The sequence below is a fragment of the Marinobacter sp. LM1 genome, from assembly GCF_042763285.1.
Lineage (GTDB): Bacteria > Pseudomonadota > Gammaproteobacteria > Pseudomonadales > Oleiphilaceae > Marinobacter > Marinobacter nauticus.
The window spans coordinates 246,050-266,350 of sequence record NZ_CP114373.1 but is presented as its reverse complement, the minus strand read 5'-3'; the positions used below and the strand labels follow the sequence as shown (position 1 = coordinate 266,350).

Sequence of the window (20,301 nt, the reverse complement as noted above, 5' to 3'; positions counted from 1 at the left end):
GCTGGTAGAATGCCCCCATGGAATGGCTGACACACTCACAGACCGGTTTTCGCCAGGCCGCCCGTTACCTTTTGGGCATGCGGCTGGCCATCATTGTCACCTTGCTGGTGGCCGTTGCGGTTGCCGAAACCACCATCACCCTTGCCCATCGGGCCGAGGCCCTGCTGCTGTGCCTGCTGTACGGTGTTCTGGCCTCGCTCGGGTGGTTGTGGTTCAGCCGGCGCCCGCCCGCCTCTGCGGTTTTTGTCAGCCTTACGCTCGCGGCCGATCTTGTGCTTATCGGGTTCTGGCTTTACCTCACCGGGGGCTACACCAACCCTCTGGTCTCACTCCTGCTGCTGCCCATTGCGGTCGCCATCATCCTGGTGCCCGGGCGCCAGGGTATCGTCCTCACGGTATCCGGTATTCTGGTGTATACCGCCCTGGTGCTCTGGCACACGCCTGCCATTGAACACCAGCACCACGGCAGCGACCTGGCCCAGCTGCATCTGGTCGGCATGTGGGTCACCTTTGCCCTGACCGCCGCCATTCTGCTGCTGGTGGTGGGCACCCTGGCCCGCCAGCTCAGAGCACAGCAGTCCCAGCTTGGGCAGTTCCGGGAAAACCGGCTTCGGGACGAGCAGATCATTTCCCTGGGCCTGTCGGCCGCTGCCGTCGCCCACCGGCTCGGAACGCCCCTGAATACCATGACGCTGTTGCTGGATGAAATTCGCTCTGCCACCGCGGGGCGGGGCGACGAACATCTGGAAGAGGACCTCGGCATGATGCAGCAACAGCTGGCACTATGCAGCAGGCATCTGCAACAGCTGACCCAGGCCGCCATCGAAGCCCGCAACGCAAAACTGGAAAACCTGGCGGTATCCACCTGGCTGAAACGGCTTCGGGAGTCTGCAACCTTGCTCTGGCCCGCCGGGCCGATACGCTGGGCAGGCGAGTGTCCTGAGGCAACGGTCGCGGTAGATGCCACCCTCGATCAGGCGGTGCTGAACCTTCTCGCCAACGCCCTGACCGCCAGCCCGCAATGGGTCGCAGTCAGTTGCCGCAGCTCAGGCAATGCACGGGTGGAGATTATCGTCGAAGACCACGGCGATGGTCTGGAAAGTGCCTTTGCCGGTGCGCCGGGCGAAGACGTGGTGGATTCCCGCAACGGCCTGGGTGTGGGGCTGTTTCTGTCCAACGCCACCATACAGCGACTGGGCGGCCACCTTCGTGCCCGGGTGAGCGATCAGGGCACCACCATGGTGATCGACCTTCCGATGTCTGGCGCACCTTCCACGGGAGTTATCTGAACATGACAGACCGCGAATGCTGGTTGCTGATTGATGACGATGAGAGCTTTCTGCAGGTACTAAGTCGCTCTCTTGCACGACAGGGCGTGGAGAGCGCGACGGCCAGTAACCGGGCGGATGCGCTCCGGGCCCTTGGCGAGAAGCACTTTAACCGCTGCGTGCTGGACCTGAATCTGGCGGGTGAGAGCGGCCTGCAATTACTGCCAGAGCTGCTGCAACACGATGACAATCTGGAGGTCCTGGTGCTGACCGGCTACGGCAGTATCGCCACGGCGGTGGAGGCCATGCGCCGTGGCGCCGCAAACTATCTGTGCAAACCGGTCACCGTCAGCCAGCTGACACAGGGCTTTGAACCCCTTGAGGGCGGCCCCGCACTGCGCCAGGAACCGCCCTCGGTGGAGGAAATGGAGTGGGAACATATCCAGCGGGTGCTGAATGAACACGAGGGCAATATATCCGCAACGGCCAGGGCTCTGAACATGCACCGCCGAACTCTGCAACGAAAACTCCAGAAGCATTCCCGCTGGCGACAGTGAATCTCCCAGCTGTCCTGAAACGGTAAAAATCTCACTTCGAATTGACGATCGTCAACTTCCTGAAACCAAGGTCGAATGCCTTCCAATCCCGGATGCGGTAGCATCCCCGGCAACCTCCCTTTGCAATAAACGGATAACAGGCACACGGCAAATACGGAGGTTGCGGGTAGCCAATCATTGCTATACTCGCAAACAGTTCTCACATGGAGAGGAGGAAGCCGAAAGCCACCGATAACCGGAACACCTGATCTATGCCCAACACCCCGGATACCCCTCAGCCTGCCACGGATATCGACCCGAAACGACTGGCGCTGGTGGCCACCGCCACCCGCAACATGGCACTGATTCTGGATGCCGGCGGCTGCATCGAGTGGGTCAACCAGGCGTTTGAAAACCACACTGGCTACTCGCTGGATTCGGTGCGTGGGAAACTGCCCAGCCAGGTTCTGGCCGGCCCGGATACGGATCCGGAGACCGTCAGCCGGATACACCGCCACCTGTTCCGGGGCGAGGCGTTTGAAGAAGACATCCTGCACTACACCGCCAACGGCGAACCCTACTGGGTACACACTTACTGTACACCCGTGGATGGCGAGGACGGCGTTGAACCCGGCTTTGTGGTGATCCAGACCAACATTTCAGACCGGAAAAACAGTGAACGCGGCCTGCGCATCGCTGCCAGCGTCTTTGATCGCAGCCACGAGGCGATTGTCATCACCGATCACCTGAACCGCATCATCGATGTGAACCCGGCCTTTTCCCGGATTACCGGCTACAGCCGTCAGGAAGTACTCGGCCTCAACCCCTCTATTCTGAGTTCGGGCCGCCATTCCCGGGAATACTACCGCTCCATGTGGCAGTCCATCGAAAAGACCGATCACTGGCGCGGGGAAGTCTGGAATCGCCGGAAAAACGGTGAGGAATATGTGGAATTGCTGTCCATCAGCCGGGTGCATCTGGACGAACCCGGAAAGCACTATTTTGTGGCTGCCTTCTCCGATATCACCGCCCTGAAGAATCACGCCAAGGAGCTGGACCGGGCCGCAAATTACGACGACCTCACCGGCCTGCCCAACCGACAGCTGCTGGAAGAACGACTGCGCTCCGCCAAGGCCCATGCCGACCGGCAGAAACGCTCACTCGCGATCTGCTATCTGGACCTGGACGGCTTCAAGGGCATCAATGATGAACTTGGCCACGACTTCGGCGACCAGGCCCTGCGCATGGTGGCAGAACGGCTGACCCGAAGCCTTCGCAGCGGAGATACCGTCGCCCGTATCGGCGGCGATGAATTTGTTCTGCTGATTCAGGGTGATCATTCCGAACCCCTGTATCAACGTATTCTGACGTCGGTCAGCGAGCCATTCGAACTGGCGGACAAAGAGGTAAACCTGACCGCCAGCCTGGGCGTCACCCTGTACCCGGAAGATGATACCGACGCCGAAGGGCTGGTCCGGCACGCCGACCAGGCCATGTACGCTGCCAAAGAGAAAGGCCGCAACCAATTCCATATTTTTGATCCCGGCCAGTATGCTTTCCGCAAGGAACGCAGGAACCAGCTGATGGAGATTTCCCGGGCCCTGGAAAACGAGGAATTCGAACTCTACTTCCAACCCCAGCTGCGCATGGCGGACTGCCAGGTGATTGCCTTTGAGGCCCTGATCCGCTGGAACCACCCGGAAAAGGGACTGATTGCCCCCGGCGCCTTTCTGCCGGCGGTGGCCAACAGTCACCTAGAGATCCCCCTGGGCCAATGGGTACTGAAAGAAGCGATTCACCAGATGAACCGGTGGCGGGAAGCCGGCGAAGCCCTGGCCGTCAGCATCAACATCAGTGCGCCCCACCTGATGGACCGGAAGTTTGTGGACTACCTGGAAGGCTATCTGCAAAGCCATCCGGAAGTGAGCCCCGGGCAAATCACCCTGGAAGTGCTTGAGTCCACGGCGCTGGAGGACACCAAGCGCGCCAGCAATGTTCTGGCCCGCTGCCAGTCTCTGGGCCTGCAGGTGGCACTGGATGACTTTGGCACCGGGTTTTCATCGCTAACCTACCTGCGCACCCTGCCGGTGGATGTCATCAAGATTGATCAGAGTTTTGTCCGCAACATGCTCACCGACGCCAATGACCGCGCCATCGTCGAAAGCGTGATCTTCCTGGCTCAGCGCTTTGACCATCCTGTGCTGGCGGAAGGCGTGGAGACCATGGATCATGCCGCCGCATTGCGGGACATGGGCTGCAACCTGGTCCAGGGCTACGGCATCGCCCGCCCGATGCCATCCGGAGCGGTACTGGAGTGGCTGCAACACTGGCGACGCCAGATCGAGTCCCGAAAGGAAATCCAGCAACTGCAGGCGGTTTCCGAACAGGGCGAGGGCATCTGAACAGAACGCTTACCGGTAGCGGCTCTGATCCAGCGTACTGAGCCGGTCCGGGTGGAACACCATCAGGCCGGTCACAAAGGTGCCGTTGATAAAACCCTCCGGAATCATGAACAGCGGCAGATACCTCAGATACTCATGCACCAGTTCATCAAAACTGTAGGTGCCGCTGCTCCACAGCATCAGACACATCACAATGCCTGCCGCAGCCACCGACAGGCCGGCTCCGAAAAACCCGCAGAAGAAGATGTAGGCGAAGAAGTTACGGAAATTGCGCCGTCGTTCCCACAACATGATGCCGTGGCTGACCAAGGCCGGCACCATCACCGTAATCAGGCCGTTGGCGGCAAACATCAGTAGCGGCTCACGCCCGGTGATGACGGTGATCACCAGGGCCAGCAGGCCCGCCAGCACCGCCAAAGCCCAACCCAGCATCAGGGTAATCACCGTAATGCCAAAGATGTGAATCGCCAGCCCTGGCGAAATACCCGCCCTCAGCTGCCAGACAAAGCCCAGAATAACCGCCGCACCGAAAAACGAATGCTGTAGGGCATTGTCCCTGCGCAAGGCGGGCCAGTCGACAGAACGCACCGCTTTCAGCAGGATCATCGCAAACAACACAGCGGTGATCAGCCACTGACTGGTGGAGAGCAGGTTGTCGGTCATTCCCATGGCGTTTTACCGGTGCGGGTGCGATTGGAATCAGGGGCAGTGTCTACACATACCCCATACACCGTCAATGGGATCACACCATACAGGTCAAGCCGCCACCGCCGCCCGGCCGGTGAGTGCCTGCCAGGCTTCATAGGTGCTCAGGAAGATACGTCCACCCAGGTGTTCCAGCAGTTCCGTGCCTTTGAGCCGGTCCATGACCGGGCCCTTGATTTCCGAGAAGTGCAGGCGCACCCCGGCATCGCGCAGCCGTTCGTTGATGGCTTCCAGGCTTTCCAGGGCTGAGGCATCAATCAGATTCACCGCCGGGCACACCAGCACCAGATCGGTCAGCTCCGGCTCCCGGGTAACCAGATCCATCACGGTTTCCTCAAGGAAACGGGCGTTGGCGAAATACAGGCTTTCGTCCACCCTCAGGAAGGTAACCTTGGGGCAAAGTTCCACCTCATGGCGCAGCACGTTGCGGAAATGCTCGGTGCCCGGCACCCGGCCCACCACGGCGCTGTGGGGGCGACTGGTTCGGTACAGGAACAGGCCAATCGATAACGCCACCCCGGCAATGATACCGGCTTCGACACTGTGACCAAGGGTAAGCAGGATGGTCGCCAGCATGGCCCCGAAATCGGTACGGGAATAACGGAAAGTGCGGCCCAGTGCCGGCAGATCAATCAGGGTGATCACCGCCACAATAATGGTCGCCGCCAGCGTCGCCTGGGGCAGCCAGGCTATGGCCGGAGTGAGGAACAGGGTCGCCAGGGCGATGCCCACCGCCGTATAGGCACCGGCCGCCGGTGTTTCAGCGCCGGCATCGAAGTTCACCACCGAACGGGAAAAACCTCCGGTAACCGGCATACCGCCCGACAGACCGGACCCCAGGTTGGCCGTGCCCAGACCAATCAGCTCCTGGTCCGGGTCAATGCGCTGGCGCCGTTTGGCCGCCAGGGTCTGACCCACCGAAACCGATTCCACGAACCCCACCACACTGATCAGCAAGGCGCTGACCGCCAGTTGGGACCACAGGCCAAGATCCAGACTGGGCATGGTAAAGGAAGGCAATCCTGAGGGCACCTCACCGACCAGTCGCACCCCCTGCTCATCCAGCCGCAATGCCCAGGCCAGCAGCGTGGTGATCAGCACCGCCAGAATGGGCGCGGTCTTGGTCAGAATATCGGCACCCCTGGGCGCCAGCCCAAATCGATGCAGTACCGGTTTCAGGTACCGGCGCGACCACAACAGGAACAGCAAGGCCCCTACGCCGATCAACAAGGTGGGCAGGTTGGTATTGCCCAGGGAAACCAGTAACGAGTGGCCAATATCCAGCAGGTTGTGGCCATTGGCCTGGATACCAAACAGGTGCTTGAGCTGGCTGGCGGCAATGACAATGCCCGAGGCGGTAATAAACCCGGATATCACCGGATGGCTCAGGAAATTGGCCAGAAACCCCAGTCGCAGAACTCCCATCAGGGTCAGCATCAGGCCGGACATCACCGCCAGCAGAATAGCACCGGCCAGATAGTCGGCACTGCCCGCCTCGGCCAGTGGCGCCAGTGCCGCTGCTGTCATCAGGGAAGCCACCGCCACCGGGCCAACAGAGAGGGTGCGACTGGTTCCGAACACCGCATAGATCACCAGTGGCAGGATACTGGCGTACAACCCGACCTGCGCCGGGAGGCCCGCCAGCAGAGCGTACGCCAGGGACTGGGGAATCAGCATAACGGTGACAATCACCGCAGCCACCAGATCACTGGTGGCCTGGTCACGACCGTAGGATGGCGCCCATTGCAGAATGGGCAGATAGCGTTTCAGATCCATGCGCGGCTCAGAACAGGTTGACCGGTACCTTCAGGTACACCTGGCCGTTGTCTTCCGCCGGCGGCATATGCCCCGCCCGCATGTTCACCTGCACCGACGGCAGGATCAACCGCGGCATATCCAGCGTTGCATCCCGCTCGGTGCGCATCTTCACAAATTCCTCCTCCGACACGCCATCGTGCACGTGCACATTAGCCTGACGCTGCTCCGCCACGGTGGTCATGTGCTGGTATTCATCACGGCCGGGTGCCTTGTAATCATGGCACAGGAAAATACGAGTCTCCGGCGGCAACGCCAGGACTTTCTGGATGGACTGGTAAAGAACCCGGGCATCGCCGCCCGGGAAATCACAGCGGGCCGTGCCGTAATCCGGCATAAACAGGGTATCGCCCACAAACGCAGCGTCGCCAATCACATAGGTCAGACAGGCTGGTGTATGGCCCGGCGTATGCAACACACGGCCTTCGAGGCTGCCGATAGCAAAGGTGTTGCCTTCCTCGAAGAGCTGGTCAAACTGGCTGCCATCGCGGGCAAACTCGGTACCGGCGTTGAACGCCTTGCCGAAAATTTCCTGTACCTGAATGATGTTTGCCCCGATGCCGGTTTTGCCTCCGAGCTTTTCATGCAGGTAGGGCGCCGCGGACAGGTGATCCGCGTGCACGTGGGTTTCCAGAATCCATTCCACGGTCAGATCGTTAGCCTGAATGTACTGAATGATTTCGTCGGCCGAGCGCACATCGGTGCGGCCAGCGGCATAATCGAAATCCAGCACCGAATCCAGAATCGCACAGGCCTGGCTGTCGGGATCGCGCACAACATAACTGAAGGTGTTGGTGGGTTCGTCGAAAAAATGCTGAACGATGGGCTGAGTCATGGTGTTCACCTCTGAAGTCGCCAGATCTTTAATTTGATCTAAGGATATACTGAAACGATATATAAGGTGAAATGCTGTTTTCTTATATGCGCGATAATCCCGATGCATCAACCAGGCAATCCCGGCCACCTTCCTTGGCCTGGTAAAGGCGGTGGTCCGCCAGAGCAATCAGGGCTTCCGGAGTGGCAGGCTCGTCGGTGAGTTCCGACACACACACCGCCCCGGCACTGACAGTAATGTTGAATTCATGACCATCGACCGAAAACGCCTCTGCCCGAACCGCTTCCATGATTCGCATCACCAGGGTTTGCACATCCCCCTCGGTTACCTCAGTAAAAACCACCAGAAACTCCTCGCCCCCGAAACGAGACACCACATCCGTAGTTCTGGTGTGGTTAAGCAACAGCTCAGTAAACCGCATCAATACCTGATCGCCCGCCAGGTGGCCCAGGTTGTCATTAATCCGTTTGAAGTGATCAATATCGAACATGGCCAGGCAGAAACGGTCACCGTGGCGATTACTGGCAGCGAGTATCTCGTCCAGCCGGGGCATCAGGTATCGACGATTATGCAGGCCGGTCAGGGGATCACGAATCGACTGATTGAGCAGATCCTCTTCCAGACGGTTGCGCTCCAGTGCGCCGGACAACAAGCCGGAGACGATGATCAGCAGGTCTGCCATATCCCGGCGCCAGCTCCGCTGGGACAATGAATCCACACCAAAAAAACCCATCACCTGGCCCCGGATGCGGATGGGAACGCAGAACATGGAACTGACCCCCTGCTGCTCCAGCAGCGCCCGCTCATTCTCCGCCTCGCGCGGCAAATCAGCGGTGTCTTCAATGAACACCACCTGGCTCTGGGCCTCCATCAGGCGGATCTGTTGCTGCCACCACCGAAAATCGTCAATCGGCACCTCCTGCTGATCTGCCATCAACGAGGGCACCCCCGGGGCGCACCATTCGTGGGTGTTGGTCATGGTGACAAGGTCGGGTGAAAAAGCATAGACGTAGGCGCGATCAACACTGAAGAAGGCGCCGATGGATTTGAGCAACTCATCGATACACTCATCGATGGAGCCAAACCCGAGATGGATGAATTCGCTGGAAAGCCGGGCAATCAGCTTCTGGAAACCGGCCTGGAACGAGAATTCCGCTTCGCTATCCCGAAGATGCTGCTCCAGCTCCTTGTAGTGCTGGATGTTGTGGAACTGGCCATACCAGAGGGTGCTGCCGTCCGGTTGCCGCTCGGGCACGGAATGGGCTTCATACCACTGGTACTCGCCATCTTTCATCCGAAGCCGGGCCCGGTAGCACCAGGGCTCAAGCGTTTTTGCCGATTGTAGGATGCTCTCGCCCACACCGGCAGCGTCTTCGGGATGGATGACACTGAACACCGAGTCTGCACTGGTCTTCAGCCGCTCCGGCTCAACACCGAACAGGTCACGGACCTGGGAACTCACAAACGGGTAATAGTGGGATTGATGATCAGCGCTGAGCCAGTAGGTAAACAAAACCCCTGGCACTCCAGATGCCAGTTTCTGGAAAAACTCGGCCGACAGGCCCTCTGGCTGCCGCTCCCCGGGCTGTTTTGCCATGTATGGCCTGTCTCCCCTGTACTCATCACCCTTATCTTCAGTGAGTGTAGTCCAGCCCGACAGTCGCTGCGAACAGAACCTTACAGGCTATCCAGGCGGGCCCTTGCTTCGGCTCGACGGCCGTCATCCGCCACTTCCCGACCAGGCCTTGCAGGAGCAGCCAATACTTTTTCAAGATAGACTCGGGCCCGTTGCGGCTCATCCTGCTCGGCCAGAAAATCTCCAAAGAAGTAATTGGCATCAATACCTTCCGGGTTGATTGCCAGCGATTTCTGCAGGTACTTTCGGGCCATCTCATCATCCCCGAACCCGAGCGGCCAGCCCGGCACCTGATAGTACAGGCTTCCCAGGGAAGTGTAGGCCGAGCCGTCCAACGCCTCCGGATCGATTTTCAGTGCCGATTCCAGGGAGGCCCGGGCCTCTTTCACCAGTCCCAGCGCACCCAGGCCGCCTTTGGCGCCGGCGTAGGTACTGAGCACAATACCCTGCCAGATCAGCGGTTCGGCACGGCCCGGATAATCAGCAACAAAGGTCTCGGCCTCTTGGGCCAGTGACTCAAATGCCTTTTCCTTATCATCGTCTGGCAACTGATACTGGATCTGCGCCCAGCGTTGCTGGATTTGGGCCAGTTCCGCCTGCATGTCCTGAGCCCACAGGGGCATGACCATGACCCCCGCCAACACCATTACGATCCACTTCATGACACCACTCCTGAATCCAGAAAGCGCCGGATCACCGGCAGCTGTTTTAACATCGCTTTATCCACAAGCTTCGGCAGGATGCCGTTGATCACCACAAACAGTTTTTCCGGCCAGCCGAGAAACCGCCGGCGTTCATCTTTTTCCATGGCCTGAAGAATCTGGGCTGCGACAGCTTCCGGTGCGTCCATGGCATTGCCCAGGGCACGGTTCAGCTCGTTCACCGGCGCCGGGTTCATAGCCGTGGCCGTGGCTCTGGGCGCTACGTACACCACCTGCACCGGGGTGTCCGCCAGCTCCCGGCGCAGGGCTTCGCTGAATCCGCGCAGGCCGAACTTGCTGGCGCAATAGGCGGTGTAGCCGGGAAACCCGATGCTGCCGAAGGTGGACCCCACCAACACCAGGGCGCCCACGCCCGCTTTACGGAAACGAGGCACAAAATGCCGGGCCACCAGCATGGCGGAACGCAGATTGACCATAAGCTGGGCATCCAGGTCACTGATCGCCATGGCATCCAGCGCCGCAAACCGGTTCTGGCCGGCGCAATGAATCACGCCATCAATATCGGGATACACCTCACTCAACTGTTGAAGCTGTCGATCCAGCTCCGGGCTGGCCAGCTCCAGGTGTACCGGAGAAACGCCGGCGCGCTTTTCCAGCCGCTCCGGATGCCGGGTCGCAACGATCACCCGGGCACCGCATTCCACCAACGGCCCGATCAGGGCCTGGCCAATGCCACCGGTACCACCCAGCAGCAGGAAGGTACGGTCATGCAGCCTCATGACGTTGCTCCTTGCCATGGGCCCGCAGCGGAATACTGTGAAGCATATCGCCGTACAGGCGATACACCATGCGCGCAGCCTCGATGATGGCCTGCTGGTCCTCCGGATCGGTGATGTCGTTCATCAGGTTGCGGAAGAACTCGAAGTGGTCCTGATCCAGGGCGCCGTGAGAGTAAAGATAACTGAACGCCTGATTGGGCAGGCCCAGCTGTTTCTGGATGGCTTCACCCAGGGGCGTGGCCAGCTCAATGGAGGTGCCCTCCAGCACCTGAACCATGCCAAAAAAAGCCGCCGGGTTACCCCGCTGGATGCGGTCATACAGGTAGGCCACCATCAGTTCGATGGAGGTATCGGGCTGGCCATGACGAATGGCTTCCTTGTCTTCACCGCAGGCTTCAAGGTCGTTGAGAATCCACTCGTGGTGGCCGTATTCTTCCTCGATGTATTCCACCAGTGCCTTGCGCACGAATTCCAGCCGTTCGGGCAGCCGGCCACCACAGGCCATCATCAGTGGCACGGTGTGCTTCACGTGGTGATAGGCCTGGGTCAGGAACCAGGTGTAACCCTCAAGATCAAAGCGACCCTCGCGGATAGCCTGAATCACCGGGGCTCCGGTGACATGGGCCCGGGCCTGTTCAGTTTCGGATTGCAGTCGGTCAAAAAATGCCATGTTGGAGTCTCCTGGCGTTGGCTGTCGGATAGAAGTGCCCGCAGGCACTGAGAGATTCATGAATAAGGGAAAGGATTCGGCCATGAGCCTGGGCAGGTCCGCCTGAATCTGGTGCCGCACCGGGCGACCGTTGGCCGTGATGTGACCCTCGGCCTGGGTCAGCCGTTGCCGGCGCAGGTACACAGCCTGCAGGCGGGCATAATCCGGTAAACCGGCATTCAGCAACGTCAGGGCCGCACGCACATCATCAGGGCTTCGATTATCGGTGATCACCACCAAAGCACCGGGTTGTGGCTCACCATCGCCAAATACCACGGCCTGAGTGGCCCCCAATGCCTGGACCAGTTCACTTTCCAGCCATTCCGGGCTGATGTTCCGGCCAAAGCTGGTGATCAACAGATTCTTGGCCCGGCCGTTGACGGCCAGAAAGCCCTCGGCGTCCTGGTCGCCCAGATCTCCGGTATCCAGCCAGTCATCGGCTTGCGGCTCATCACCGAGATACCCCAGATGGGTATTGCCCCGAACCAGAATCCGGTGTTCGTTATCCACCTTTACCTGCACATGCCCCAGGGGCCGGCCCACCGAGCCTTCTCGCTCGGCTCCGGGCACGTTCAGCGCCACCACCGAGCCACATTCAGACAAACCGTAGCCCTCGTACAGAGGCAACCCAATCGACCGTCCCCGGGCCAACAGGTCCGGCGATACCCGGCCGCCGCCGACCGCCAGGAAGCGAAACGAATCCGTAGCCAGCGAACCCTGCTCGGCGGCATTGGCCAGCGCCATGGCCAGCTCCGGCACCAGAATCACCGAATGGGGCTGGTGCTGATTCAGGCCGACCACCAGCTGGCCCAGTTCCAGGCCGCTGCTGCCAGTCATGCCCAGGGTTTGCAGCGGGGCAACCGTCACCGTGGCACCCATCAGCAGGGGCAGGTATACCCCGGCAATGTTCTCCAGCAGGGTCGCCAGGGGCAGGATGCACAGGTGTTGCTGTAACGTCACGCCTTCAAGCCGCTGTTGCAGTGCACAAGCGGTCGCAGCCATCTGCTGCGCCGACAGGCACACGCCCTTGGGGGTACCGGTGCTGCCGGAGGTGAAGGTAATCTTGGCGGTGTGTTCCGGCATCCAGGCCGCACCCGCAGACACCGGCAGGTGCCGCAACCAGACACCCTGGCCAATCGCCTCCGCCTGGTCGGCCTCGGCACTGAACAGCAGGGCATCCAACCCTGCCCGCTGAATCAGGTGCTCAGTCTGGCTTTTGGAGAAAAACACAGGCACCGGCACACACACCACCTCTGCCATCAGGCAGGCCAGGTCCGCCACCACCCAGGCCGGGGTGTTGTCGCCACACAGCCCGATGCGTTTGACGCCCAGATTTCGCAACTGATCAGCCACTGCTCCGGCTGCGCGCCACAAATCCTGGTAACTGAGGATGGCATCCGGCCCGCGCAGGGCGATGTGGTCCGGATGCTGCTGTACGCGCCGGAGCAACAGATCAGGCAAGGCGGCCATAGGCACCTCCCAGGTCCGCCTGCAGTTTATCCTCGGCCGCAACAACCGGCTGCACCAGCTTCAGCAAGCCGGCGGCGCGCAAGGCCGCCATACCATCAACGACCTTGATGGTCATCACCACCGGATGATGGTCGTAATAGCGACCCCAACCAGCGCCGCCATCCGGCAATTTTGAAGGGTCGGCATCCGCCAGCACCTGCGTGGCGATGCCGAGCCGATGGAAACTGTTGCGCAACTGGTCGGTACCGGTACACACCACCCAGTCATAGCCGGCAGCATCCAACCACACTGAGAGCGAGGCGAACAGATAGCGGCTGACCCCGGCTTCCACCCCGGCCAGGTGGGCAATTTCGGCAATACCGCTGCGTCTGGTTCCCGGCTCCGGCATCAGGGTTTGCACCGGCACCGACAGGTAATCCTCCAGAAAAAGCCGTTCCTGTTCCGCATTGCGCACGCCAACGGCGGCCAGCAGCGTTCCCTGAGCGGTTGTCAGGGCCAGAAGCCGTGGAATACGCAGGGAAGGCTCGGCCCCGTACGCGTGGAGGAAGCGGCGCCGAATGAAATCCGACACCGTGTGGGCCAATGGCGTGTTGGACTGGATTTCGCAAAACCACCGGCCAGCACAACGGACGGCCGGAACCAACTCCCCGGAATCCGGAGGACAACAGGTCGACATTGTTAACGGATCAGTCATGGCTGCCTTCTCTCTGCTTGCTTTTCCTGGCCCAGACGGACGCAGGGTCATGGCTGACAGATTAGAAAGGCTGGCTTAAACCAGTCTTAAGACGGCACCACAGAAACCTTAAGAGCGCCTTAAGGTTTCTGTGCCTGCACGGTTAAGGCTCACTTAAGAAAGGAGGGGTAGATTGCGGCCGACCTCGGGGCTATCCCGAAAACAATCGACACAGACGCAAACACCTATGCCCAAAGCTCGCCATTTTTTTCAACGCCGACTTGCCCGTTTCCTTGCAGCCGGCGGACTGGCCACGCTGTTGCATTGGCTGATGATGGGCCTGCTGGTTCAGGCCGGGCTTGACCCCAGGCTAGCAACAGCAACCGGAGCCACGGCCGGACTGGTTTTCAACTACGTGGCCCAGCATCAGTACGCGTTTGCCTCGAACCTGCCGCACCGAGTCGCGATGCCGCGATACCTGGCGGCAGCCAGTCTGGGCTGGACCCTGAACCTTTTCAGCTTCTCCGTTCTCAGCCTGGCTGGCCTCAAAGTCCTGTCAGCACAGTTCCTGGCCACGGCACTCGTCACGGTTGCCAATTACTTCTTTGCCAAGAGGTTTGTTTTCCATGAAAAAACAACGCTCAAGCTCCCCTGAACCTATGCTGAGCATAGTTATTCCGGTCCACAACGAGGCTGAAGTGCTCCCGGCCCTGCTGGCTCGACTCTGGACAACCGGGCAAAAGCTCGACGGCAGCTTTGAGCTGCTGTTTGTCGACGACGGCAGTCGGGATGATTCGGTCGCCATTCTGATGGCCGCCAGGCAACGGCAGCCAGAAATGCGTGTCTTGCAGTTGTCCCGAAACTTCGGCAAGGAGGCGGCAGTCTCGGCCGGCCTGGAGCACGCCCGCGGCGAGGCCGTGGTGCTTATGGATGCAGACCTTCAGGATCCCCCCGAACTGATTCCCGACATGCTTGCCGAATGGCGCAAAGGGGCCGATGTCGTGCTGATGAAACGCCGATCCCGGGCCGGCGAAAGCTGGCTTAAACGCATCACGGCCAGCCTTTTCTATCGTCTGATCAATCGGATCAGCGATTCTCCGATTCCGGTCGATACCGGCGACTTCCGGCTGATGAGCCGGCGCACGGTCGAGGCCCTGAACCGGCTTCCGGAACGCAACCGTTACCTCAAGGGCATGTTTGCCTGGGTCGGTATGCCCACCGTAACCCTGGAATTCGATCGCGACCCCCGAATCGCAGGCAGCACCAAGTGGAACTACCTGAAACTCTTACACCTGGCCATGGAGGGCATCACCTCATTCTCGACCCGACCACTGCGACTGGCCCTTGTGCTGGGCTTACTGGCCGCGGGGGCAGGCGGCACCGTTGGCCTCTGGGAGGTAATCCGGGCGCTGGCCTTCGGCATTTCAACACCGGGCTATGCCTCCCTGATTGCCATGATCACCTTCCTGTCCGGCGTCCAGCTTCTGTGTGTCGGCTTGTTGGGGGAATACATCGGGCGCATCTATATGGAAACCAAGCAACGCCCGGTTTTTATCGTGGCGGAAGATAGTCAGGAGACCATGACTTACATACAACCCATGCTGCGAGTGGCCGGCCATGACCAGAATCAGTAACACCTTGCTGTGGCTGCTGGTCTCGGTGCTTGCTGCCAGGCTCGGCCTGTCTGCCTTGTTGCCGTTCGCGGACACCACCGAGCCCCGCTACGCGGAGATGGCGCGGATTATGGCGGAAACCGGCGACTGGATAACCCCCTGGTTCGATATTGGTGTGCCTTTCTGGGGCAAGCCGCCCCTGTCGTTCTGGACTCAGGCACTGTCATTCAAGCTGTTCGGCGTCAGCGAATTCGCCGGCCGACTGCCCTCCTGGCTGGCCAATGTCGGCATCGTCTGGCTGGTCTACAACCTGCGTCGCTACCTGCACCCCGACCCGCTCGGCCACGGAGCCAAAACTCAAGGGCTCTGGGCTGCGTTAATCTACGCCACTACGGCATTGGGCTTTCTGTCTGCCGGCACGGTAATGACGGATTCATTCCTGGCCCTTGGCACCAGCCTGACACTGGTGAGCCTGATCATTCGCCTGCAGGGGGGGCCGCCGCTCTGGGGCTGGCTGTTCTTCATCGGCCTGGCTACTGGCCTGCTGGCCAAGGGACCATTGGTTCTGGTGCTTGCTGGCCTGCCGGTGTTCCTCTGGGCGCTCACCTTCAACCGTTGGCAGACCCTCTGGCACAGTTTGCCCTGGGTGCGCGGGCTGGCCCTGACCCTGTTGATGTCAGCGCCCTGGTATGTCCTGGCAGAGCTGAAGACACCGGGTTTCCTGGATTACTTCATTGTCGGTGAGCACATCAAGCGCTTTGTCGTCAGCGGCTGGCAGGGTGATCTGTACGGCAGCGCCCACGATTTCCCCCGGGGCACTATCTGGCTCTATCTGGTGCTTGCCAGCATGCCTTGGGGGCTGGCTGCGATGGCCGGGATGGTCCGCCACCACTGGCGCGGTGTTCACAAACTGCAGCATTGGCATAGTGGCGAACACAACGTCAGCACCCTGGTGGTGCTGGCGGCGTTAGCTCCGGCCCTATTCTTTACCTTGGCTGGCAACATACTCTGGACCTATGTGCTGCCGGGGCTGCCCTTTGTGGCCGTGCTTGCCTCGGGATTACTGGCACCAGACACCGGCCAGCGCCTGCCGCGCCCCACGGTAGCGGCCAGCCTGCTCATCCCCGTGCTCGGCACCCTGGCCAGCGGCTGGGTCTACCTGTATCCGGAGCAACTGAAAACGGAACGGGAGCTGGTGATGACCGCCAGCCAGCTGGCCGGGCGTTCATCGGCCAGGCTTGTGTACACCGGCGAACCGCCATTTTCGGCCAGGTTTTACAGCGCAGGCAGAGCCGATAGCATTGACGTGGAAAGTCTTCGTCTTCAGCTCGCGAATGGAACTCTGCGGCGACCTTTGGCGGTGGCCGTGGGAAAAAACCAGCATGACTTACTTGGCCAGTTGCAGCAGATTACCGATCCGGTCGACGAAAACCGGCGTTACATTCTGTTTCTGCTGGAACCGGTAACCAAGAGTGCAGCGTTGAGCAATGATTCCGGCCGCACTCCGCCAGCTTTCAATTACACTGAAGAGCACAAACAACCTTTGAGTTGAACACCAAACGGATGGCTGTAACAGAATGCGCATACTTCTGACCGAAGATGACCACCCCCTGGCCAACACCATGTTGAGCATGCTCCGGGACGACCAGAATACCGTAGATTGGGTCGATGATGGCCAACAGGCTCTGAACGCCTTACTGAACGAGAGCTTTGACCTGGCCATTCTTGACTTGACGTTACCCCGTGTCGATGGCCTGGACATTGTCCGCCAGGTGAGGGAGCAGGGCGTAGAGTTGCCCATCATCATCCTGACTGCGCGGAGCGAACTGACCGAAAAACTACAGGGACTGGATGCAGGGGCAGACGATTACCTGACCAAGCCCTTTGCCATGTCAGAACTGAAAGCCCGGATAAGGGCGGTTACTCGCCGCCGCTCAGGCACACGAGTCTCAGGACTCAAGGTGGGGCGACTCGTGCTTGATCCGGACTCTGCGCAATTGCAGGTAGGCACAGAGACGTTCGTGCTACCCCGTAGCGAACTGCAGATCCTTCACTATCTGATGCGGCACCCTGATCAGGTGGCAACCAGACGACGTTTGGAGGAACAACTTTACGGCTGGGATCAGGGTGCCGAGAGCAACGCCCTGGAAGTTCACGTTCACCATCTGCGCCGGCGGCTGGGTAAGCAGGCCATTCGCACTGTGCGCGGCGTTGGCTACATGCTGGACAGCAAAGCAGCCTCGGAAGGCCAAGAAATATGAGCCTGACACGGAAGCTGATTCTGCTAATTACCAGCACTGTTTTTATGATCACTCTGATCGCGGCAGGCTGGGGGTTCTATGTCAGCAATCACCAGTTGGACGAACTGTTCGATGCGGAGCTGGCACAAAGTACCCGGATTGTGCAGGGGCTGGTGGAACATCTCTCGAGCACTCAGTCTATCGAGCAGTTAGCCTTTACGCTGTCGAAAACTCTCGAATTGCCGGACGCATTATTTCAGGGCGATGAAGAAGAGGACGAAATTCTGCCCGACGGTGCCGGGCATAAATACGAACGCAAAATCGCTTTCGAAGTCTGGTCTCCTGATCAACAACCTGTTCTGGACACTCTCCGGGCTAACGATGCCCAAGGCCTTGAGCCAGGATTTGCCTGGCAGGAAGCCGCCGGCTATCAATGGCGAACGTTTACCATTCGAGATCCATCGACCGGGTTCTGGATACGTACCGCCCAGCGAGAAGACGTTCGGGATGAACTGAGCCAGGAAATTGCACTGGGCAACGTACTGCCCTTTCTGTTGGCGTTACCTTTACTGGCCATAGCCGTACTGGCATCAATTCAGGTGAGTTTCAAGCCTTTGAGAAAGCTCGAAAAACCGGTTCGGAACATGGCGCCGGAGAACATCCATCCCCTCGATGATCGTCAGGCTCCGAAAGAAGTAGCTGGATTGGTGCACGCAGTCAACGGCCTGTTGAGACGGCTGAATCAGGCTCTGGAACGTGAACGCCGCTTCTCCGCTGATGCGGCACATGAGCTGCGAACCCCATTGGCCGCGCTGCGCCTGAACCTGGAGAAAGTTTACGGTGACAACCCCGAACAATATGGAGACCTTATCCAGGCCGTAGACCGAATGGTTCATCTGGTCGAACAAATGCTGTTACTGAGTCGGGTGGACTCCGGCGCTCAGTTTCCGCCGGAGCATCACAATCTTTCCGCCATTCTGGAACAAAGCATCGCAGATGTTGCACCGCTGGCGCTAAAGAAAAACATAGAGCCGGTGCTCCAGGACGAAACAGGTCAGTCCCTGATTAGCTGCCATCGTGCCCTGATTAACACCCTCATGCGCTCCTTGCTGGCCAACGCCATCCAATACAGTCCGCCTCATACCATAATCACCACCAATCTCGTTCCCGCAGGTGAAGGCTACGCCATTTCGGTTTGTGACCAGGGTCCTGGAATTCCCGCGGAGGAGCGTGAACGCGCACTCAGCCGGTTTGTGCGACTGGATCAACGTAAAGGAGGAGGCGCAGGGCTGGGGCTGGCGATTGCTCGGCGTATTGCCGAGCTCCATGGCGGCCATCTTATCCTGGCAGACAGGGCAGACGGTCAACCCGGGCTTTGTGTGCAAGTATGGCTGCCAGCACGATGCCCGGCGCTCACGAAACGCTCTTAAGATTCGGTTAAGCTTCAAGGCTGATAATTCTCCAAGGCATAAACCGCACGGCAACGTGGTTTGGTTAACATCTTGGAGAATATCTCAATGTCTCAGCACAGCACTCTGTCACTGGTCATTCCTGCAAAAAACGAGCAGGAAAACATCGCGAAGCTGCTGACCGAGGCCTTCAACGTTATGAGGGATTACCCGGGCTTTGAAGTCGTGCTCGTGGACGATGGCAGTTCCGACCAGACACTGGCAACAGCTCGTCGCACTGCCGAGGCTTTGGGGGGCAGGCTATTGGCGGTTCGACATGAACAGAGCATCGGACAGAGCGGGGCACTGGCGACCGGTATCCTTCGCGCCACGGGCCAACTGATTGTGACAATGGACGGAGATGGTCAAAACGACCCCGCCGATATTCCAGCACTGTTGCAACAAGCGAACAGACTCCACAATCCCGACTTTTGTATTGCCGGCTATCGCAGAAATCGGAAGGATACAGCATGGAAACGTTTCCAATCACGCCTGGCTAATCGTATTCGCAACGCCTTTCTACATGATGGAGTTCCCGATACAGGCTGTGGACTGAAGCTGTTTCCCCGGTCGACCTTTCTCAAACTGCCGTGGTTCGATCACGCCCATCGGTTCATTCCCGCGCTGGTGAAAGGCGCGGGAGGCGAAATCGCCATTGTCGAGGTCAATCATCGCCCAAGAATGGCCGGGATTTCCAAATACAATGCCTGGAACCGTGCATGGGCCGGAATCGTCGATATGATCGGCGTTATGTGGTTACTTCACCGCACACGAGTTCCTCAAATTGCAAACCCAGAGGATCCGAACAACAGTCGACCGGCAACGGAACGGGCTTGATATGGCTTCGGGACTGCGCTGGCTATCTTTCGCCATCCTGGTATTAACAGGCTATCTGACCATGAGCGGGGACTGGTTCGGTTTTCTGACCGATCAGGAGCGCGTGGCAGATTTCCTGAACAGTAATGGGCTGGCAGGACTTTCAGCCATTACGCTGCTCGGTGCACTTTTCACTGGATTCGGAGCCCCCAGACAGGTCCTCGCTTTCGTTCTGGGATTTGCCGCAGGCAGCATTCAGGGTGCGATCCTATCGACTATCGCTACAGCCATTGGCGCGACAGGCTGCTTTTTTGTCGCACGCTGGCTTTTGCGAACATCACTCCTGAACCGTTTTTCAGATCGCATGCAACGTTTTGACCTGCTGTTCACGGAAGGCACCCTGCTCAAAATCCTCATGATCAGGCTGTTGCCGGTAGGCAGCAATCTTGTCACCAATCTCCTCGCCGGGTGTTCCGGGATACGATTCGTCCCATTTTTGTTGGGCAGCGTTCTTGGCTACCTGCCCCAGATGGTGATCTTTGCAATGGCCGGCGCAGGGATTGGCCAGGCCCGTCTCGATCAGCTTGTGGTAAGCGCGGTTCTGTTCGCGCTGGCAAGTGCCATTGGCGCTTACCTGTATCACAACCAGCGCAATCAGACCCTTGCTGATTCCGTATCTGACCCCTCCTGAGTT

18 protein-coding genes are annotated in these 20,301 nt (G+C 59.4%); 10 read left to right on the top strand and 8 right to left on the bottom strand.

From position 1 onward, the window contains the following. Positions 1–17: 17 nt before the first annotated feature. The 3 genes from OZ656_RS01185 to OZ656_RS01175 all read left to right on the top strand — a co-directional run bounded on the left by OZ656_RS01185 (position 18) and on the right by OZ656_RS01175 (position 4,206). Positions 18–1,289, top strand: coding sequence for a sensor histidine kinase KdpD (locus OZ656_RS01185; protein ID WP_278349805.1), 1,272 nt, complete (start codon positions 18–20; stop codon positions 1,287–1,289). Between the two features lie 2 nt (positions 1,290–1,291). Next, positions 1,292–1,825 carry a response regulator transcription factor gene (locus OZ656_RS01180; protein ID WP_226597466.1) on the top strand — a complete coding sequence of 178 codons (534 nt, stop codon included), beginning with the start codon at positions 1,292–1,294 and terminating at the stop codon, positions 1,823–1,825. Positions 1,826–2,076: 251 nt separating this feature from the next. Continuing rightward, positions 2,077–4,206 (top strand): bifunctional diguanylate cyclase/phosphodiesterase, encoded by a 2,130-nt coding sequence (locus tag OZ656_RS01175; protein WP_278349804.1) that lies wholly within the window; start codon positions 2,077–2,079, stop codon positions 4,204–4,206. Between the two features lie 9 nt (positions 4,207–4,215). Here OZ656_RS01175 and OZ656_RS01170 read toward each other — a convergent pair whose 3' ends face one another. The 8 genes from OZ656_RS01170 to OZ656_RS01135 form a co-directional block, all read right to left on the bottom strand. Continuing rightward, a complete protein-coding gene (locus OZ656_RS01170) occupies positions 4,216–4,875 on the bottom strand; it encodes an energy-coupling factor ABC transporter permease (RefSeq protein ID WP_278349803.1) in 660 nt (219 codons plus the stop codon). Positions 4,876–4,962: 87 nt separating this feature from the next. Beyond that, positions 4,963–6,687 carry a sulfate permease gene (locus tag OZ656_RS01165; protein ID WP_278349802.1) on the bottom strand — a complete coding sequence of 575 codons (1,725 nt, stop codon included), beginning with the start codon at positions 6,685–6,687 and terminating at the stop codon, positions 4,963–4,965. Positions 6,688–6,694: 7 nt separating this feature from the next. After that, positions 6,695–7,561, bottom strand: coding sequence for an MBL fold metallo-hydrolase (locus OZ656_RS01160; protein WP_278349801.1), 867 nt, complete (start codon positions 7,559–7,561; stop codon positions 6,695–6,697). A gap of 82 nt (positions 7,562–7,643) precedes the next feature. Then, the gene (locus tag OZ656_RS01155; RefSeq protein ID WP_278349800.1) at positions 7,644–9,158 is read right to left on the bottom strand and encodes a diguanylate cyclase; all 1,515 of its coding nucleotides are present in this window, start codon (positions 9,156–9,158) and stop codon (positions 7,644–7,646) included. A gap of 80 nt (positions 9,159–9,238) precedes the next feature. Continuing rightward, positions 9,239–9,844, bottom strand: a complete 606-nt coding sequence (locus OZ656_RS01150; RefSeq protein ID WP_278349853.1) for a hypothetical protein — start codon at positions 9,842–9,844, stop codon at positions 9,239–9,241. Positions 9,845–9,855: 11 nt separating this feature from the next. Further along, positions 9,856–10,638 (bottom strand): SDR family oxidoreductase, encoded by a 783-nt coding sequence (locus OZ656_RS01145; protein ID WP_023010684.1) that lies wholly within the window; start codon positions 10,636–10,638, stop codon positions 9,856–9,858. Continuing rightward, positions 10,625–12,817 (bottom strand): AMP-binding protein, encoded by a 2,193-nt coding sequence (locus OZ656_RS01140; protein ID WP_278349799.1) that lies wholly within the window; start codon positions 12,815–12,817, stop codon positions 10,625–10,627. The genes OZ656_RS01145 and OZ656_RS01140 overlap by 14 nt, the downstream gene beginning before the upstream one ends. Beyond that, complete coding sequence (locus OZ656_RS01135) at positions 12,801–13,511, bottom strand: thermostable hemolysin (protein WP_200861814.1); 711 nt, start codon at positions 13,509–13,511, stop codon at positions 12,801–12,803. The genes OZ656_RS01140 and OZ656_RS01135 overlap by 17 nt, the downstream gene beginning before the upstream one ends. A gap of 226 nt (positions 13,512–13,737) precedes the next feature. Here OZ656_RS01135 and OZ656_RS01130 point away from each other — a divergent pair, with 226 nt between their 5' ends. The 7 genes from OZ656_RS01130 (at position 13,738) to OZ656_RS01100 (ending at position 20,298) form a co-directional block, all read left to right on the top strand. Further along, entirely contained in the window at positions 13,738–14,145 is a 408-nt protein-coding gene (locus tag OZ656_RS01130) for a GtrA family protein (protein ID WP_011783843.1), read from the top strand. A gap of 4 nt (positions 14,146–14,149) precedes the next feature. Then, positions 14,150–15,124, top strand: coding sequence for a glycosyltransferase family 2 protein (locus tag OZ656_RS01125; RefSeq protein WP_379944888.1), 975 nt, complete (start codon positions 14,150–14,152; stop codon positions 15,122–15,124). Continuing rightward, entirely contained in the window at positions 15,108–16,655 is a 1,548-nt protein-coding gene (locus OZ656_RS01120; RefSeq protein ID WP_278349797.1) for a glycosyltransferase family 39 protein, read from the top strand. Before OZ656_RS01125 ends, OZ656_RS01120 begins: the two co-directional genes overlap by 17 nt. A 25-nt stretch (positions 16,656–16,680) precedes the next feature. Then, the gene (locus OZ656_RS01115; RefSeq protein ID WP_011783840.1) at positions 16,681–17,364 is read left to right on the top strand and encodes a response regulator transcription factor; all 684 of its coding nucleotides are present in this window, start codon (positions 16,681–16,683) and stop codon (positions 17,362–17,364) included. Next, positions 17,361–18,773 (top strand): ATP-binding protein, encoded by a 1,413-nt coding sequence (locus OZ656_RS01110; protein WP_278349796.1) that lies wholly within the window; start codon positions 17,361–17,363, stop codon positions 18,771–18,773. The genes OZ656_RS01115 and OZ656_RS01110 overlap by 4 nt, the downstream gene beginning before the upstream one ends. Before the next feature lie 87 nt (positions 18,774–18,860). Continuing rightward, on the top strand, positions 18,861–19,628 hold the full coding sequence (locus tag OZ656_RS01105) for a glycosyltransferase family 2 protein (protein ID WP_153739789.1): 768 nt from the start codon (positions 18,861–18,863) through the stop codon (positions 19,626–19,628). Positions 19,629–19,731: 103 nt separating this feature from the next. Further along, the gene (locus tag OZ656_RS01100) at positions 19,732–20,298 is read left to right on the top strand and encodes a TVP38/TMEM64 family protein (RefSeq protein ID WP_227548780.1); all 567 of its coding nucleotides are present in this window, start codon (positions 19,732–19,734) and stop codon (positions 20,296–20,298) included. Positions 20,299–20,301 lie beyond the last annotated feature (3 nt).

Coding starts and splice junctions, on each gene's coding strand:
- OZ656_RS01185 (WP_278349805.1), top strand. CDS start 18: ATGGAATGGCTGACACACTCACAGACCGGTTTTCGCCAGGCCGCCCGT.
- OZ656_RS01180 (WP_226597466.1), top strand. CDS start 1,292: ATGACAGACCGCGAATGCTGGTTGCTGATTGATGACGATGAGAGCTTT.
- OZ656_RS01175 (WP_278349804.1), top strand. CDS start 2,077: ATGCCCAACACCCCGGATACCCCTCAGCCTGCCACGGATATCGACCCG.
- OZ656_RS01170 (WP_278349803.1), bottom strand. CDS start 4,875: ATGGGAATGACCGACAACCTGCTCTCCACCAGTCAGTGGCTGATCACC.
- OZ656_RS01165 (WP_278349802.1), bottom strand. CDS start 6,687: ATGGATCTGAAACGCTATCTGCCCATTCTGCAATGGGCGCCATCCTAC.
- OZ656_RS01160 (WP_278349801.1), bottom strand. CDS start 7,561: ATGACTCAGCCCATCGTTCAGCATTTTTTCGACGAACCCACCAACACC.
- OZ656_RS01155 (WP_278349800.1), bottom strand. CDS start 9,158: ATGGCAAAACAGCCCGGGGAGCGGCAGCCAGAGGGCCTGTCGGCCGAG.
- OZ656_RS01150 (WP_278349853.1), bottom strand. CDS start 9,844: ATGGTGTTGGCGGGGGTCATGGTCATGCCCCTGTGGGCTCAGGACATG.
- OZ656_RS01145 (WP_023010684.1), bottom strand. CDS start 10,638: ATGAGGCTGCATGACCGTACCTTCCTGCTGCTGGGTGGTACCGGTGGC.
- OZ656_RS01140 (WP_278349799.1), bottom strand. CDS start 12,817: ATGGCCGCCTTGCCTGATCTGTTGCTCCGGCGCGTACAGCAGCATCCG.
- OZ656_RS01135 (WP_200861814.1), bottom strand. CDS start 13,511: ATGACTGATCCGTTAACAATGTCGACCTGTTGTCCTCCGGATTCCGGG.
- OZ656_RS01130 (WP_011783843.1), top strand. CDS start 13,738: ATGCCCAAAGCTCGCCATTTTTTTCAACGCCGACTTGCCCGTTTCCTT.
- OZ656_RS01125 (WP_379944888.1), top strand. CDS start 14,150: ATGCTGAGCATAGTTATTCCGGTCCACAACGAGGCTGAAGTGCTCCCG.
- OZ656_RS01120 (WP_278349797.1), top strand. CDS start 15,108: ATGACCAGAATCAGTAACACCTTGCTGTGGCTGCTGGTCTCGGTGCTT.
- OZ656_RS01115 (WP_011783840.1), top strand. CDS start 16,681: ATGCGCATACTTCTGACCGAAGATGACCACCCCCTGGCCAACACCATG.
- OZ656_RS01110 (WP_278349796.1), top strand. CDS start 17,361: ATGAGCCTGACACGGAAGCTGATTCTGCTAATTACCAGCACTGTTTTT.
- OZ656_RS01105 (WP_153739789.1), top strand. CDS start 18,861: ATGTCTCAGCACAGCACTCTGTCACTGGTCATTCCTGCAAAAAACGAG.